18 protein-coding genes are annotated in these 13,447 nt (G+C 36.0%); 11 read left to right on the forward strand and 7 right to left on the reverse strand.

Features of this window, described 5'->3' with window-relative positions; genetic code table 11:
* Nucleotides 1-36: 36 nt before the first annotated feature.
* From hypF to hypB, 9 genes are all read left to right on the forward strand, one after another.
* Nucleotides 37-2,388, forward strand: coding sequence for a carbamoyltransferase HypF (gene hypF / locus FJR37_RS00360; protein WP_168464983.1), 2,352 nt, complete (start codon nt 37-39; stop codon nt 2,386-2,388).
* Nucleotides 2,389-2,446: 58 nt separating this feature from the next.
* Nucleotides 2,447-2,692 (forward strand): HypC/HybG/HupF family hydrogenase formation chaperone, encoded by a 246-nt coding sequence (locus FJR37_RS00365; protein ID WP_039204499.1) that lies wholly within the window; start codon nt 2,447-2,449, stop codon nt 2,690-2,692.
* Nucleotides 2,693-2,823: 131 nt separating this feature from the next.
* Complete coding sequence (gene hypD / locus FJR37_RS00370) at nt 2,824-3,975, forward strand: hydrogenase formation protein HypD (RefSeq protein ID WP_039204501.1); 1,152 nt, start codon at nt 2,824-2,826, stop codon at nt 3,973-3,975.
* 24 nt (nt 3,976-3,999) lie between these two features.
* Nucleotides 4,000-4,215, forward strand: a complete 216-nt coding sequence (locus FJR37_RS00375) for a 4-oxalocrotonate tautomerase family protein (RefSeq protein ID WP_168464984.1) — start codon at nt 4,000-4,002, stop codon at nt 4,213-4,215.
* Between the two features lie 69 nt (nt 4,216-4,284).
* Complete coding sequence (hypE, locus tag FJR37_RS00380; RefSeq protein ID WP_168464985.1) at nt 4,285-5,379, forward strand: hydrogenase expression/formation protein HypE; 1,095 nt, start codon at nt 4,285-4,287, stop codon at nt 5,377-5,379.
* 117 nt (nt 5,380-5,496) lie between these two features.
* Nucleotides 5,497-5,760 (forward strand): type II toxin-antitoxin system Phd/YefM family antitoxin, encoded by a 264-nt coding sequence (locus tag FJR37_RS00385; RefSeq protein ID WP_039204508.1) that lies wholly within the window; start codon nt 5,497-5,499, stop codon nt 5,758-5,760.
* Nucleotides 5,732-6,079, forward strand: coding sequence for a type II toxin-antitoxin system RelE/ParE family toxin (locus tag FJR37_RS00390; RefSeq protein ID WP_242032347.1), 348 nt, complete (start codon nt 5,732-5,734; stop codon nt 6,077-6,079). Before FJR37_RS00385 ends, FJR37_RS00390 begins: the two co-directional genes overlap by 29 nt.
* Nucleotides 6,080-6,216: 137 nt before the next feature.
* A complete protein-coding gene (hypA, locus tag FJR37_RS00395) occupies nt 6,217-6,558 on the forward strand; it encodes a hydrogenase maturation nickel metallochaperone HypA (RefSeq protein WP_168464986.1) in 342 nt (113 codons plus the stop codon).
* On the forward strand, nt 6,549-7,343 hold the full coding sequence (hypB, locus tag FJR37_RS00400) for a hydrogenase nickel incorporation protein HypB (protein WP_168464987.1): 795 nt from the start codon (nt 6,549-6,551) through the stop codon (nt 7,341-7,343). The genes hypA and hypB overlap by 10 nt, the downstream gene beginning before the upstream one ends.
* 82 nt (nt 7,344-7,425) lie before the next feature.
* Here the strand turns inward: hypB and FJR37_RS00405 are convergent, their stop codons facing one another.
* The 7 genes from FJR37_RS00405 to FJR37_RS00435 form a co-directional block, all read right to left on the reverse strand.
* Entirely contained in the window at nt 7,426-8,034 is a 609-nt protein-coding gene (locus tag FJR37_RS00405) for a class I SAM-dependent methyltransferase (protein ID WP_168464988.1), read from the reverse strand.
* Nucleotides 8,035-8,414: 380 nt separating this feature from the next.
* Nucleotides 8,415-8,786: a hypothetical protein gene (locus FJR37_RS00410; RefSeq protein WP_039204474.1), complete on the reverse strand. Its 372-nt coding sequence runs from the start codon at nt 8,784-8,786 to the stop codon at nt 8,415-8,417.
* Nucleotides 8,779-9,777 (reverse strand): LLM class flavin-dependent oxidoreductase, encoded by a 999-nt coding sequence (locus tag FJR37_RS00415; protein ID WP_168464989.1) that lies wholly within the window; start codon nt 9,775-9,777, stop codon nt 8,779-8,781. Before FJR37_RS00415 ends, FJR37_RS00410 begins: the two co-directional genes overlap by 8 nt.
* Nucleotides 9,778-9,795: 18 nt before the next feature.
* Nucleotides 9,796-10,131 carry a hypothetical protein gene (locus FJR37_RS00420; protein ID WP_027401698.1) on the reverse strand — a complete coding sequence of 112 codons (336 nt, stop codon included), beginning with the start codon at nt 10,129-10,131 and terminating at the stop codon, nt 9,796-9,798.
* Nucleotides 10,132-10,263: 132 nt separating this feature from the next.
* Nucleotides 10,264-10,575, reverse strand: coding sequence for a hypothetical protein (locus FJR37_RS00425; protein ID WP_027401697.1), 312 nt, complete (start codon nt 10,573-10,575; stop codon nt 10,264-10,266).
* Nucleotides 10,576-10,577: 2 nt separating this feature from the next.
* A complete protein-coding gene (locus tag FJR37_RS00430; RefSeq protein WP_015079389.1) occupies nt 10,578-10,841 on the reverse strand; it encodes a hypothetical protein in 264 nt (87 codons plus the stop codon).
* A 37-nt stretch (nt 10,842-10,878) separates the two neighbouring features.
* Nucleotides 10,879-11,307, reverse strand: coding sequence for a hypothetical protein (locus tag FJR37_RS00435; RefSeq protein WP_168464990.1), 429 nt, complete (start codon nt 11,305-11,307; stop codon nt 10,879-10,881).
* 867 nt (nt 11,308-12,174) lie between these two features.
* Between FJR37_RS00435 and cysK the strand changes: the two genes are divergently transcribed.
* Together cysK and FJR37_RS27350 are read left to right on the forward strand one after the other, a co-directional pair.
* Nucleotides 12,175-13,116, forward strand: a complete 942-nt coding sequence (gene cysK / locus FJR37_RS00440; RefSeq protein ID WP_168464991.1) for a cysteine synthase A — start codon at nt 12,175-12,177, stop codon at nt 13,114-13,116.
* Between the two features lie 62 nt (nt 13,117-13,178).
* Nucleotides 13,179-13,313 (forward strand): hypothetical protein, encoded by a 135-nt coding sequence (locus FJR37_RS27350; RefSeq protein WP_256366854.1) that lies wholly within the window; start codon nt 13,179-13,181, stop codon nt 13,311-13,313.
* The last annotated feature ends 134 nt before the right edge of the window (nt 13,314-13,447 follow it).

Below are 13,447 nucleotides of genomic sequence, written 5' to 3' on the forward strand. Positions count from 1 at the left end.
TTTCACGCAGAGACGCAGAGGCGCAGAGGAGGAAGGATGAGAATAGAAGAAATTAGGGTTCGTGGGATTGTGCAAGGTGTGGGTTTTCGTCCTACTGTGTATCGTTTGGCGAAGGTTTTTGGGTTAAAGGGTGATGTTTGTAATGATGGGAAAGGGGTGTTAATTCGTGTTTCTGGTGGTGAGGAAGAAATAACGGAGTTTGTCAATAAGTTATATCAAGAATGTCCTCCTTTGGCAAGAATTAAGGAGTTGATTAGAAGTCCATATTTAGGGGAGTTTGATTTTAATACTTTTGTGATTTCTCGTAGTGTTAATAGTGTGGTGAAAACTGAGATTTCTCCTGACGCGGCAAGTTGTCCCCAATGTCAAAGGGAGATTTTTGATCCTTTTAGTCGTTATTTTCGTTATCCTTTTACTAATTGTACTCATTGTGGTCCAAGGTTGAGTATTATTCGCGCTATTCCCTACGATAGAAATAATACTAGCATGGTGAATTTTCCAATGTGCCAGGAATGTGAAAAGGAATATCAAGATGTAGAAAATCGTCGGTTTCATGCCCAACCTGTGGCTTGTTTTGTATGTGGACCTCGTGCATGGTTAGAAAGGACTGACGATAAACCTGTGATTTCTGATATGTTTTCCATGTTGGATGATGTGGATGCTGTTTGTACGTTATTACAAAAGGGTGAAATTGTTGCTATTAAAGGTTTAGGTGGTTTCCATTTAGCTTGCGATGCCACTTTAGAAAATGCAGTTTCAAAACTCAGAAATCGTAAAATTCGTTATCATAAACCTTTGGCTTTAATGGCAAGAGATATTAATATTATTTCTGAATATTGCTATGTTAATGATTTAGAAAAGGAATTATTAACAAGTTCTGCTGCACCAATAGTTTTATTAAATATTAAAGATCAGAGTAAATTAGCACCTTCTATAGCCCCAGGGCAAAATACTCTTGGTTTTATGCTACCTTATACACCGTTACATCATTTAATTCTCAGAAGAATGAAAGTACCAATAGTCTTAACTAGCGGTAATATTTCTGATCAACCACAATGTATAGATAATGAAGATGCAAAAGATAAATTATCCAAAATAGCTGATTATTTTCTTTTACATAATCGTGATATTGTTAATAGAGTAGATGATTCTGTAGTGCGAGTTATTGATAATCAGATTCAAACCCTCAGACGCGCTAGAGGATATGCACCAGCACCAATTCTTTTACCTCCAGGTTTTAAAAATATACCGCCTATTTTAGCAATGGGTAGTGAGTTAAAAAACACCTTTTGCTTATTACGAGAAAGTGAGGCGATTTTATCACAACATTTAGGAGATTTAGAAAATGCGGCTGCTTTCAATGCTTATCAAGAAACATTGAATTTATATCTGAATTTATTTCAACATCAACCAGAGATAATTGCTATTGATAAACATCCAGAGTATTTATCTTCTAAACTTGGCAAAGAACTAGCAGAAAGTAATAACATTAAATTAGAAGAAATTCAACATCATCATGCCCATATAGCTGCCTGTATGGCAGAAAATCAAATTTCCTTAGATACAAAACCCATTTTAGGAATAGCTTTTGATGGGTTAGGATATGGTGAAGATGGTACACTGTGGGGAGGAGAATTTTTACTAGCAGATTATTGTAACTTTCAAAGATTAGCTACATTTACACCAATGGCAATGATAGGAGGAAAACAGGCAATTTATCAACCTTGGAGAAATACATACTCTCAATTAATTAATGCTTTTACTTGGGAAGAAATCAAAGAAAAGTACAGTGATTTAGAAATCATCAAATTTTTAGAAACTAACAACCCAAAACTACTCAACCAAATCATAGAAAAAGGTATTAATTCACCCTTAACATCATCAGTAGGCAGATTATTTGATGCAGTTGCAGCCGCAATAGGTATTTGTCGAGAACAATGTAGCTATGAAGGACAAGCAGCAATAGAAATGGAAACAATAGCTGATGTCAATATTTTAAACAATGATGAAGAAAGTCTAAATTATTCCTTTAAATTTAAAAAATCAGATAATATTTATTATATAAATACATCTCCAACATGGCGAGAAATCCTCAATGATATTAAACAGCACATATCCTCATCAGAAATAGCTGCAAAATTTCATAAAAGTTTAGCTATTACTGTTGTAACAATGGTTAAACAACTTAGACAAGAACACGAATTTCACCAAGTAGCATTAACAGGAGGAGTATTTCAAAATCGAATTTTATTACAACAGGTAAAAAAGCGATTAGAAAAATTAGAAATTAACGTATTAACTCACAGTATATTACCGACAAATGATGGCAGTTTATCATTAGGACAAAGTGTAATTACAGCCGCTAAATACTTAAAAGAAATAACATAAAAACCTCTGTTGTCTCCGCGCCTCTGCGTGAGATAAATCTTAAAAAAGGAAAACTAAAATGTGTTTAGGAATACCCGGACAAATAACAGAAATAACCAACCGTGAACATAAACTAGCTATGGTTAATATTGGAGGAGTCAAAAGACAAATAAATATAGCCTGTATAGTTGACGAACAACACCCACCAGAAAAATGTATAGGAGATTGGGTATTAGTTCACGTCGGTTTTGCCATGAACAGAATCAACGAACAAGAAGCCGCAGAAACATTACAATTATTGCAAGAAATAGCCGCCTTGCACTAAAGTACAAGGCTAATAGCAAAAGTCCGTTAAAACGGACTGGAAAAGCAAAATAATGACATTCTAGCTAATCAATTTATGTTTTGTGAAGTAATTAATCCAAAATCTAAAACCTAAAAAAATTTAAAATTGATATGAAATATGTAGATGAATTTCGCAACCCTGAAAAAGCCCTCGCTTTACAACAAGAAATAATCAAACTCAGCCAACAAATAGACAAACATATCAAAATAATGGAAGTATGTGGAGGACATACCCATGCTATTTTTAAATATGGAATCGAAGAAATATTACCCGATAATATAGAATTAATTCATGGTCCTGGTTGTCCAGTTTGCGTCATGCCTAAAGGGAGAATAGATGATGCGATCGCACTCTGTCAACTACCCAACATCATATTTACCACATTTGGCGACGCAATGCGCGTACCCGGTGCAAAAACCAGCTTATTACAAGCCAAAGCCCAAGGCGCTGATATTCGCATGGTTTACTCACCATTGGATAGTCTGAAAATAGCCAAAGAAAACCCCAATAAAGAAATAGTTTTCTTTGGTTTAGGCTTTGAAACCACCGCCCCTAGTACCGCATTTACCATTCTTCAAGCAGCCGCAGAAAATATTACTAATTTCAGTATGTTTTCTAATCATGTATTAGTAATTCCTGCATTACAAGCATTATTAGAAAATCCCGATTTACAACTTGATGGTTTTGTTGGACCAGGTCATGTAAGTATAGTCATAGGAACAGAACCTTATGAATTTATTGCCCAAGAATATCATAAACCCATTGTTATTTCTGGCTTTGAACCATTAGATATCTTCCAATCAATTTGGATGTTATTAAAACAAATAGTAGAAAATCGTTGTCAAGTCGAAAATCAATATAATCGTTTAGTAGAACCTAGGGGAAATCAAAACGCATTAATAGCCATGAATCAAGTTTTTACAGTTCGTGAGAAATTTGCATGGCGAGGTTTAGGAGAAATCCCCAATTCCGGTTTTAAAATTCGTGCAGAATATGCCCAATTTGATGCTGAAGTTAAATTTACCATTCCTAATTTAAAAGTAGCAGATCATAAAGCTTGTCAGTGTGGAGAAATTCTGAAAGGAGTTTTAAAACCTTGGCAATGTCAAGTATTTGGAACAGCTTGCACACCAGAAACACCCATAGGGACTTGTATGGTTTCTTCCGAAGGTGCTTGTGCAGCATATTACAAATATGGGCGACTTTCCACTATGGCTAAAAGAGATAAATCAGGTGTATCTCCACAATCGCTATCAGTCTAAATTGCACAATTTGAGGAAAATTATATGCCTTTTGTCACTGTTCAAATTGGTAAAGGTCACTCCATAGAAAAAAAGCGAAAATTAGTTAAAGCTGTAACCGATGCTTTAGTTTCTGCTTTAGGAACAAAACCCGAATGGATAACCGTACATATTGACGAATTTGAACGGGAAGATTGGGCAGTTGGTGGCATTTTACATTACGATAAACACAATGGTAGACATGAAGAAACAGGTAGGTAATTAATTAATAATGACAGGCAAGATGCCTGTCCCACAAGAAAAAAAATATAATTACAAAGCAATTTTAAAATGCCAATTAACCCTAATCAAAATTCACTCTTTCAAAAAATCGAACAAGTCCGTCGTCGTGCAGGAAAAGTGAGAGATACTCATATTAATTTATCTCATGGTAGTGGTGGTAAAGCCATGAGAGATTTAATCGCCGATATCTTTGTGAAAAGTTTTGATAATCCCATTCTTGCCCAATTAGAAGACCAAGCCACATTTGATTTAGCCAGTCTTTCTCAACATGGAAAGCGACTAGCATTTACCACAGATTCTTATGTAGTAGACCCCTTATTTTTCCCTGGTTCAGACATAGGAGAACTAGCAATAAATGGCACAATTAATGATTTAGCTGTGAGTGGTGCAAAACCTTTATATCTCACTTGTAGCGTCATTTTAGAAGAAGGTTTACCAGTAGAAACATTACGCCGTGTAGTTGCCAGTATGCAGAAAGCAGCCCAAAAAGCTGGAGTGCAAATAGTCACAGGAGACACCAAAGTTGTTAATCGTGGTTGTGCTGATAAACTATTTATTAATACTGCTGGTATTGGTATAATTCCCCCAGGAATTAATATTTCTCCTCGCAACATTCAACCAGGAGACGTAGTAATTATTAATGGAGAAATAGGCAATCATGGCACAGCAATATTAATTGCCAGAGGAGAATTAGCATTAGAAACAGATATAGAAAGCGACTGTCAACCATTACATGAATTAGTCGCCGAAATCATCAAAGTTTGTCCCCAAATTCACGCCATGAGAGACGCAACCAGAGGAGGTTTAGCCACAGTATTAAATGAATTTGCCCTCACCGCAAACGTAGGCATACGCATTAATGAAAACGCAATTCCTATTCGAGAAGAAGTAAATGGAGTCTGTGAAATATTAGGATTAGAACCCTTATACTTAGCTAATGAAGGAAAATTAGTAATAGTTGCACCTCCTGAAAAAGCCGATTTAATATTAGAAATTATGCGAAATCATCCTACGGGAAAAGACGCATCTATCATTGGTGAAGTTATCACCAACCCACCAGGAATAGTATTATTAAAAACTGCCTTTGGTGCGGAAAGAATCCTTGATATGTTAGTAGGTGATCAACTTCCTAGAATATGTTAATCGTAGGTTGGGTTGAGGTAAGGAAACCCAACATCTTCTATCATGAAAATAAAAATTGGTGACATTGTGCAGGAATTAGTGATATAATCATATACAATACTTATTTGTGAAGAGAATATGTTAAAACACCTCACAATTACAGAAGCACAACAGCAAATTTTAGATTTGCCTGATGATGTACAACAAGAGCCAATAATTATTACCAAACATGGTAAACCAGTCATGGCAGCTATTAGTTTTGAGCAATATGAATCTTTATTAGAAACTTTAGCAATTTTATTTGATAAAGAATTTACCCAACAATTACAAGAAAGTATAGCTCAAGCACACAGGGGAGAAACTATTAGTTGGCATGATGCAAAACTCAAACTCGGACTTTGAAAAACCACAAACTGATAATATTGAATTTGAAATTCAGTTAACACCTTTAGCATTAGAGATGTTAGCAAATATTAAAGATAAACGTCACCAAAAAGCTCTAAGTTCACGAATTGATAAACTAAAAATAGAACCAGAAAAACAGGGAAAACCTTTAACTGGACAACTAATAAATTATCGTAGTCTTAGGGCTGTAGGGCAACGCTACCGTATAGTTTATCAAGTGGAAAATGATAAGGTAGTTGTTTTGGTAGTTGGTATAGGTTTAAGAAAGGAAGGTGATAAGGGAGATGTTTATAATTTATTACAAAAGTTATTATAGTTTACGGTAGTTCCTAGAATATGTTAAGCGTAGGTTGGGTTGACGGAAGGAAACCCAACATTTCCAAAATTTTCATGATTTTGTTGGGTTGCGCTGTCGCTTAACCCAACCTACAATTTTTTCTATTAAATTATGCTATGCACGAACTAGGAATAACCCAAAATATCATCGCTATAGTTAGCGAAAACGCCCAAAATAAAAAAGTTCAAAGAGTATTATTAGAAATCGGCAAATTATCAGCAATTATGCCAGATGCGATTAAATTCTGTTTTGATATTTGCGCCCAAGGTACAATAGTAGAAGGGGCAAGATTAGAAATTTTAGAAATACCAGGAATGGCTAAATGTCGTCAATGTGGTGCAACTTTTCCTATAGATAAACCTTTTGGAATTTGTGAATGTGGTAGTGTGCAATTAGATATCATAACTGGTGAAGAACTAAAAATTAAAGAAATTGAAGTGGAGGAATTATGTGTGTAACTTGTGGTTGTGCTGATAATAATCAAACGACAATTACAAACATGGAATATGCAGATCATCATACCCATACTTTAGCAGATGGAACTGTAATTACTCATTCTCATCACCATGAAGAATCACCCCAAATTCATGCTAAAATACATAATACAACCATATCTTTAGAACAAGAAATCTTAAGTAAAAATAACTTACTAGCTGCCCAAAATCGCGGCTGGTTTAAAGGTCGAAATATTCTGGCTTTGAATTTAATGAGTTCTCCCGGTGCAGGAAAAACTACATTATTAACTCGAACTATTAATGATTTAAAAGATCATTTAACTATTAGCGTGATTGAAGGTGATCAAGAAACTACTAATGATGCGGAAAAGATTAAATCAACAGGTTGTAAAGTCGTGCAAATTAACACGGGTACGGGCTGTCATTTAGACGCATCAATGATAGAAAGGGGTTTACAAGAACTGAATCCTCCTCTTAATTCTGTGGTGATGATTGAAAATGTCGGAAATTTAGTTTGTCCGGCTTTATTTGACTTGGGAGAAGCTGCTAAAGTTGTAATTTTATCGGTGACAGAGGGAGAAGATAAACCAATTAAATATCCCCATATTTTCCGCAATAGTGAAATTATGATTTTGACAAAAATTGATTTATTACCCTATTTGCAATTTGATGTTCAACGCTGTATTGAATATGCAAAACAGGTAAATCCAAAAATACAAATTTTCCAAGTTTCTGCTACTACTGGGGAAGGGTTGGCAGGTTTATATAATTGGTTAAATCAAGTTTGATTTATGTTTAAATTGGCTGTTTTTTTCTCGCGCAGAGACGCAGAGGCGCAGAGAGTAAGAGGTTGAGAAATGGGATTTATAATTATTTCTGAAAAACCGTTAATAATACAAACCCCAGTAAATTATAGTGACCTACACAAGTGAATCCAGCATGATTACCCATTTCTTCTCTTTGCTTTTGGCTATAAAATCTAACTGCTGTATGAGAATGGGGCGTAATTTGACATGGTGATGAGTTATTAAAAGTAATATCTACTAAATAAAATTTACCCCCAGGAGAAAGTACCCTTGCGACTTCTTTTAAAACCTGTTCTGGTTGGGGATAATGTAAGAAACTAATTGTATTAAAAACCGCATCAAATTGTCCCTCTGCAAAGGGGAGATTTTCCGCATTACCTTCCAGATAAATTAAGCGGGGACGGTGGCGGTTATTTTGTCTCGCTACCCGCAACATTTGCGGAGATAAATCTAAACCTGTGGCTGTAATTTCTGGAAATTGAGTTGCTAATCTATCTAATAAGCGTCCAGTACCACAACCTAAATCTAGAATATTTGCATGAGGTAATAATTCAACTTTTGTAATTAATCTTTGGTGAATAGCTTGATAAATAAAAGAAGGAAATGTCCAATCATAACTATTTGCCCAACGGTCAAATAGTTCTTTTTTATTATTTACAAAATTGCTAATCATGGCTGCTATATTTTTGTGTTAATTTTATTATAACAAAATAATAAGATATATCCCCGACTTCTTTAAGAGGGTGTTTGAAAAGTCACGATTGCTGTATCAAATGTTTTACCCCTCCCTAACCCTCCCCTTATAAAGGGGAGGGAACTGGATTTTCTTGTTTCTCCCCTTTGTAAGGGGGGTAACAATGTGATGAAAATTACGGGATACCACTTTTAAAACATCCTCTAAGAAGTCTGGGATATGGTAAGGAACGCAAATTTAATAACCTGCAATTCTGATGTAACCTGGAATGGTGCGTTACGCTGTCGCTAACACACCCTACTTTTGCACCTTATTTAATTCACATTCCTAATTTTAGTGATTAAAATATAATTTAGGACTTACAACCAATCTCGATAGGCTGAAATTTCAGTTACTCCAATTTCAAAAGGTGATCCTTTGCCAAAAGGAGGATAAACACGAATTTTGGCATCTTTAGTCAATCTTTCTAGTCTATTTCCCAATTGGGGAATATTGCTGACTATATGCCAATAAGCAACTATATCGGGACAGTCTACAATTAACATCAAAGTAGTCTTATCTGTGGTCATGTACCACTGACAATTAGATAGTAATACTTGAGTAATGCGATCGCACGCATAAAAGAAGCATCTACCTATAGATTGTTCCAACTCCAAATGGAGGATACCATCCTCTTTTGTTACCTTAATAGGAGGTAAATCATCGGGAGGAAGCAAAGAAAGTTTAGACATAATTCCGCACCTCTTGATTGTAGCGTTGCAAACTTTCTCGATTTTTTTGCAAAGAAAAAGATGAGGGTTTTAACGCTAGTGTGCTGAGATTTAATTCGTCCTGAAATTTCTTGATTTTGTCACGACAACCATTAACATCACCGATAATTGAATTCTCAATCAAATAGTCTTCATCGAAACAAATATTTGTCCGATCAAATGCTGGTTGTTGAGGACTTTTCTGCATTACTTGAGTCGAGTTAGCCGTCATTTCTTTGCTGAAGTGGCGAATAAAAGGCAATGCTTCATTTACCGCTTCATCATGGGTTTTACCCACAAAAAAGAACCGGGCTAACAGGAACTTTTCTGCACCACTGGAATTAAATTCCCGATACTTATTGACTGTCTTCCGCAATCTTTCTAGAGAAAAAGGCGGACCACCCATTAAACCGAAGGAATTTTCGGCAGCAAATTTAACTGCATCATCGTCACCACTAGCAACATAGATGGGAATTGGTTTTTGCAATGGTTGGGGATGAATTGTGAGATTTTCACATTGATAATATTCGCCATTAAATGATACATCAGTCTCATATAACAGCTTTTGAATCAATGCTACTGACTCTAACATTCTGGTGCGAGATTCCTGGGTTGTCACCCCAAAATGTTTATTTTGCTGTGGAAATGGTCCACCTTTCGCTACCCCAAAAGCCAGCCTCCCACTACAAAGATTATCCAAAGTGGCGATATCTTCAGCCACCCGGATTGGCTGATGAAATGGCAATAATACAGCCGCAGTTCCTAGACGAATTTGTGAAGTTACACCCGCCAAATGTGCCAATAACAGCAGAATTGAAGGACTAAGATTGAACTCATTAAAATGATGTTCCGTTACCCAAGCCTCTTCAAAACCTAAACTTTCAGCCTCTTTTACCAATAAAACTTGCTCAAAGATAGTCCGTCTAGCATCTAGGTGATGATTTTCGTAATTGCAGAAAAGTCCTGTTTTCATTGTTGACCAAATATTAGATTAGGCTGCGACTAATTGCAACTCCAACCATAATCGAGGTTCGGACTGCTTTAACTTCGACATAGGGTCACGTAGCAATCGTTTAGCATTCAGACAAACTACTTGAATTAACCCCATATTTTCGGCTAATTCTCTGAGGATTTCTTTTTTGGATTGGATACAGGGCATTATGTCTTCTCGACAATAAATTCCTATATATTGAAACCGTTTTGCAGGTCGTCCCCAAAAACAAGTAATAACTTTCACATGACAGCCTTCTAAGAGTTCTCCCACGGCTGGGTAATAGTCATTTACGACTCTAAGAAATTCTTGGGCTAGGATGTCTTCAGTAATCATCTGACTGATTCTTCTGTAGCTTCCATAACTCTATTAATTATAACATATAATTGTTATTTAAACCTGACAAAATAAATAAAATCAATAAGATCCCCGACTTTCTTTAAGAAGTCGGGGATCTGAAACTTTCAACTATCGAGAATTGCGTTCTGCTACTAAAACATCAGCAATGATATCTGGTAGACTTTTCAAATCGGTATATCCTTCTGAACCAGAAATTGGGGAAATAAAAGTATAGTTAGGATCACAAACTCCTGTGTCATAAACCTGCATAACCCATCTATCAGGTAATCCCTCTACACCCAATTCTACAATGTACCAACTCTCACCCATTAACCGAGAATTAATCACTGTAAACCAATCTCTATAATCATCAGCAATATTCCAATCTGCCAAAAGAAATTCCAATGATATTTTTCCGGCATCAGTTGCAGTCAATAACATTATTACTCCTGAGTGACAACTTGATTAGAAACTTCAGGGTATAAACCTAATTCTTTTGCCAATTGTTTAGCAACAAAAAATAGAAATTGCGCTCCATCTTGATTACCTTGATGAGCAAACATTGTGGCTACTTGTAACATTGCTTGCACTAAACCAGAATCAATTAATTCAGGTTGTGCTTCCAAAACTTCTGGTTCTTGACCATTAGGACATTGGAGAAGTTCATCAATTAAATTAAAATACTGTGTTTGGCGTTCGTCTGTCATGATAATTTAGTTTATGGTGAATGATTAATTTGAAAAATTACTGTTCGATGCTTTGTTGCCACATTCTTTCCAACATGGCAATGTGTTCTTTTAATACAGCAGCACGGTAGACAAGATATCTGTCATAAGCGATAATTCCTATACCAATACAAATGGGTGTTACTAAAAATATCCATTGCAAAATTGTTGCTAATTTATATTTTTTTGCGGTAACTTTGAGTTGATGAAGAAAATTATTGTCAGATAATTTGACCTTGACTAAAGATGGCTGAGTATTGATAATTTTTGTTTGGGGAACTAATGCTGGAGATGCTATATTTATTTTCGACAATTCACAGGATAAATTCTGTGTTTTAACGAACTCTCTATGTTGTCCCCAAACTATAGCAAATACTACTACCCCTGGAGAAATTAATGCTAAAGTTACCAAACTTACGGTAAGCACATTTAAAAGTTTGACTTTCATGTTTTCTCCATTACCAGGTATCAACTACCTAGAAAGAAAATTTCTATTAGTAGGTTTATTTTTTGCACCTTTTTTATTCAAAATATGCTTATCAAAATCTCCTCAAAACAAAATTCTTTCCTTTTATATTGTGTAATACAGACAGGATTGAAATAACTTTTGAGAAATATAGGAGTTAAGAAGTCCCCCCTGATTCGTCAGACTTGCATCTTAGGAACTTCGGGGGGTAGAGGGGAATCTCTGCGTAAATCCTATATCGTTTATATCAGTTGCCCTTTTAGTCCTAACTTTAAGTGAGTTGAATTAATATTATTAAGATGATTACGATAATACTCATAGTCTGTCATCCTGACTGTGCAAGCATTAAAAAAAATATTTGGTGTGGGGGTGCTAGTATTTTTTGAGTGGGGTACTAGCATTTTTGAGGGAGGGGACGGGGTATTTTGTACTCAAAGCCAAACTAATATCGGCTATTGGTTTGAGATATTTATTAGGGAAGATTCACAAGTACAAACTGTACTCAAATGACAGCATCTCATGACAAGGCTAGACCTAAGATATCTTGAATAAGTCAGAAACAAAATTAAGATATTCTAAGGAAGGTAGAACAGTATTATTTTCAACAATCAATACCCAACATGAGTGTTGGGTTTCATGCTATTGCTCCGCAACGCTCACGCGAACAACCCAACCTACGAATCAAGACTTTTTTCAATTTGGCGAAGGTATTAACAATTAGGAATATTTTCTTGTGGGAATAGACAGAAATTATGGTAAAATGGCTATGGCTAATATAAAGAACTAATCAGATAAATATGTAACTGAAATAGATTAATATATAAATTTTAGGAGTTTAGGAGTTAAAAAATGCGAATTGCTAAAGACGTAACAGAACTTATTGGAAAAACGCCATTAATTCAGTTAAATAAAATTCCCCAAGCCGAGGGAGTAGTAGCTAGGATAGTCGTCAAACTAGAAAGTATGAATCCTGCGGCTTCTGTAAAAGACAGAATTGGCGTAAGTATGATCCTTTCCGCTGAATCTGAAGGTTTAATTTCACCGGGCAAAACCATTTTAGTTGAACCAACATCTGGTAATACAGGTATCGCTTTAGCAATGGTAGCAGCCGCCCGTGGCTACAAGTTAATTTTAACTATGCCAGAAACCATGAGCCAAGAAAGACGGGCTATGTTGCGGGCTTATGGTGCAAGTTTGGAATTAACACCAGGAACTCAGGGAATGCGGGGCGCAATTAACAAAGCTGAGGAAATTGTTGCCAATACTCCTAATGCCTTTATGTTACAACAATTTGCCAACCCAGCTAACCCGAAAATTCACCGAGAAACCACCGCTGAGGAAATTTGGGCGGATACTGACGGAGAAGTTGATATCTTAATTTCTGGGGTAGGAACGGGCGGCACAATTACTGGTATTGCTGAAGTAATTAAACAACGCAAACCAAGTTTTCAAGTTATTGCAGTCGAACCTAGTAACAGTCCGATTCTATCAGGTGGTAAACCCGGTTCTCACAAAATTCAAGGAATTGGTGCGGGATTTATTCCTGATGTTTTGCGTCAAGATTTAATTGATGAAATAATTCAAGTGGAGGACGCAGCAGCAATTGAATATGGACGGAGATTAGCTAGGGAGGAAGGTTTATTATCAGGAATCTCTTCGGGTGCGGCTTTATCTGCTGCTGTTGAAGTTGGTAAACGCCCAGAAAATGCGGGTAAATTAATAGTAATGATTCAACCTTCTTTTGGTGAACGCTATTTAAGCACCGCATTGTTTCAAGATTTAATGAGTTAAACATTTTGTAAGGTTGGGTTGACGTATGTTCCCCAACATTTACCCGGTTTACAAAAAAAACAGTGTCATTATTTCAATCTCATGTTTTTAAACATGAGTTTTTTCTGTTCCCTGTTGCTTCTTCCTCTGAAACCTTGGAGAATGGTAACATTGATGCGATCGCTAATTTTTGGCTTAAACTGTTAGGGTGGTGGTAATGCTATTCCCGTTTTTCTAAACTCTGCGGGTAAAGGTTCATTATTAGACATCTCCGGTAAAGATTGTAGAGACGTTCCATGGAACGTCTCTACAGGGGTTTCATGTCACGCATATTTAATTTTCACCAGATGTC

Origin of the sequence: Aphanizomenon sp. UHCC 0183, assembly GCF_009712065.1 — a bacterium.
In the GTDB taxonomy this organism is placed as follows: Bacteria; Cyanobacteriota; Cyanobacteriia; order Cyanobacteriales; family Nostocaceae; genus Dolichospermum; species Dolichospermum heterosporum.

Bases quoted from the DNA above. Each gene is read 5' to 3' on its own strand.
- FJR37_RS00410 (WP_039204474.1), bottom strand. From the start codon at position 8,786: ATGTCTAAACTTTCTTTGCTTCCTCCCGATGATTTACCTCCTATTAAG.
- hypF (WP_168464983.1), top strand. From the start codon at position 37: ATGAGAATAGAAGAAATTAGGGTTCGTGGGATTGTGCAAGGTGTGGGT.
- FJR37_RS00385 (WP_039204508.1), top strand. From the start codon at position 5,497: ATGTTAAAACACCTCACAATTACAGAAGCACAACAGCAAATTTTAGAT.
- FJR37_RS00435 (WP_168464990.1), bottom strand. From the start codon at position 11,307: ATGAAAGTCAAACTTTTAAATGTGCTTACCGTAAGTTTGGTAACTTTA.
- hypA (WP_168464986.1), top strand. From the start codon at position 6,217: ATGCACGAACTAGGAATAACCCAAAATATCATCGCTATAGTTAGCGAA.
- FJR37_RS00420 (WP_027401698.1), bottom strand. From the start codon at position 10,131: ATGATTACTGAAGACATCCTAGCCCAAGAATTTCTTAGAGTCGTAAAT.
- FJR37_RS00405 (WP_168464988.1), bottom strand. From the start codon at position 8,034: ATGATTAGCAATTTTGTAAATAATAAAAAAGAACTATTTGACCGTTGG.
- FJR37_RS00375 (WP_168464984.1), top strand. From the start codon at position 4,000: ATGCCTTTTGTCACTGTTCAAATTGGTAAAGGTCACTCCATAGAAAAA.
- FJR37_RS00365 (WP_039204499.1), top strand. From the start codon at position 2,447: ATGTGTTTAGGAATACCCGGACAAATAACAGAAATAACCAACCGTGAA.
- FJR37_RS00430 (WP_015079389.1), bottom strand. From the start codon at position 10,841: ATGACAGACGAACGCCAAACACAGTATTTTAATTTAATTGATGAACTT.
- FJR37_RS00415 (WP_168464989.1), bottom strand. From the start codon at position 9,777: ATGAAAACAGGACTTTTCTGCAATTACGAAAATCATCACCTAGATGCT.
- hypD (WP_039204501.1), top strand. From the start codon at position 2,824: ATGAAATATGTAGATGAATTTCGCAACCCTGAAAAAGCCCTCGCTTTA.
- cysK (WP_168464991.1), top strand. From the start codon at position 12,175: ATGCGAATTGCTAAAGACGTAACAGAACTTATTGGAAAAACGCCATTA.
- FJR37_RS00390 (WP_242032347.1), top strand. From the start codon at position 5,732: ATGATGCAAAACTCAAACTCGGACTTTGAAAAACCACAAACTGATAAT.
- FJR37_RS00425 (WP_027401697.1), bottom strand. From the start codon at position 10,575: ATGTTATTGACTGCAACTGATGCCGGAAAAATATCATTGGAATTTCTT.
- hypE (WP_168464985.1), top strand. From the start codon at position 4,285: ATGCCAATTAACCCTAATCAAAATTCACTCTTTCAAAAAATCGAACAA.
- hypB (WP_168464987.1), top strand. From the start codon at position 6,549: ATGTGTGTAACTTGTGGTTGTGCTGATAATAATCAAACGACAATTACA.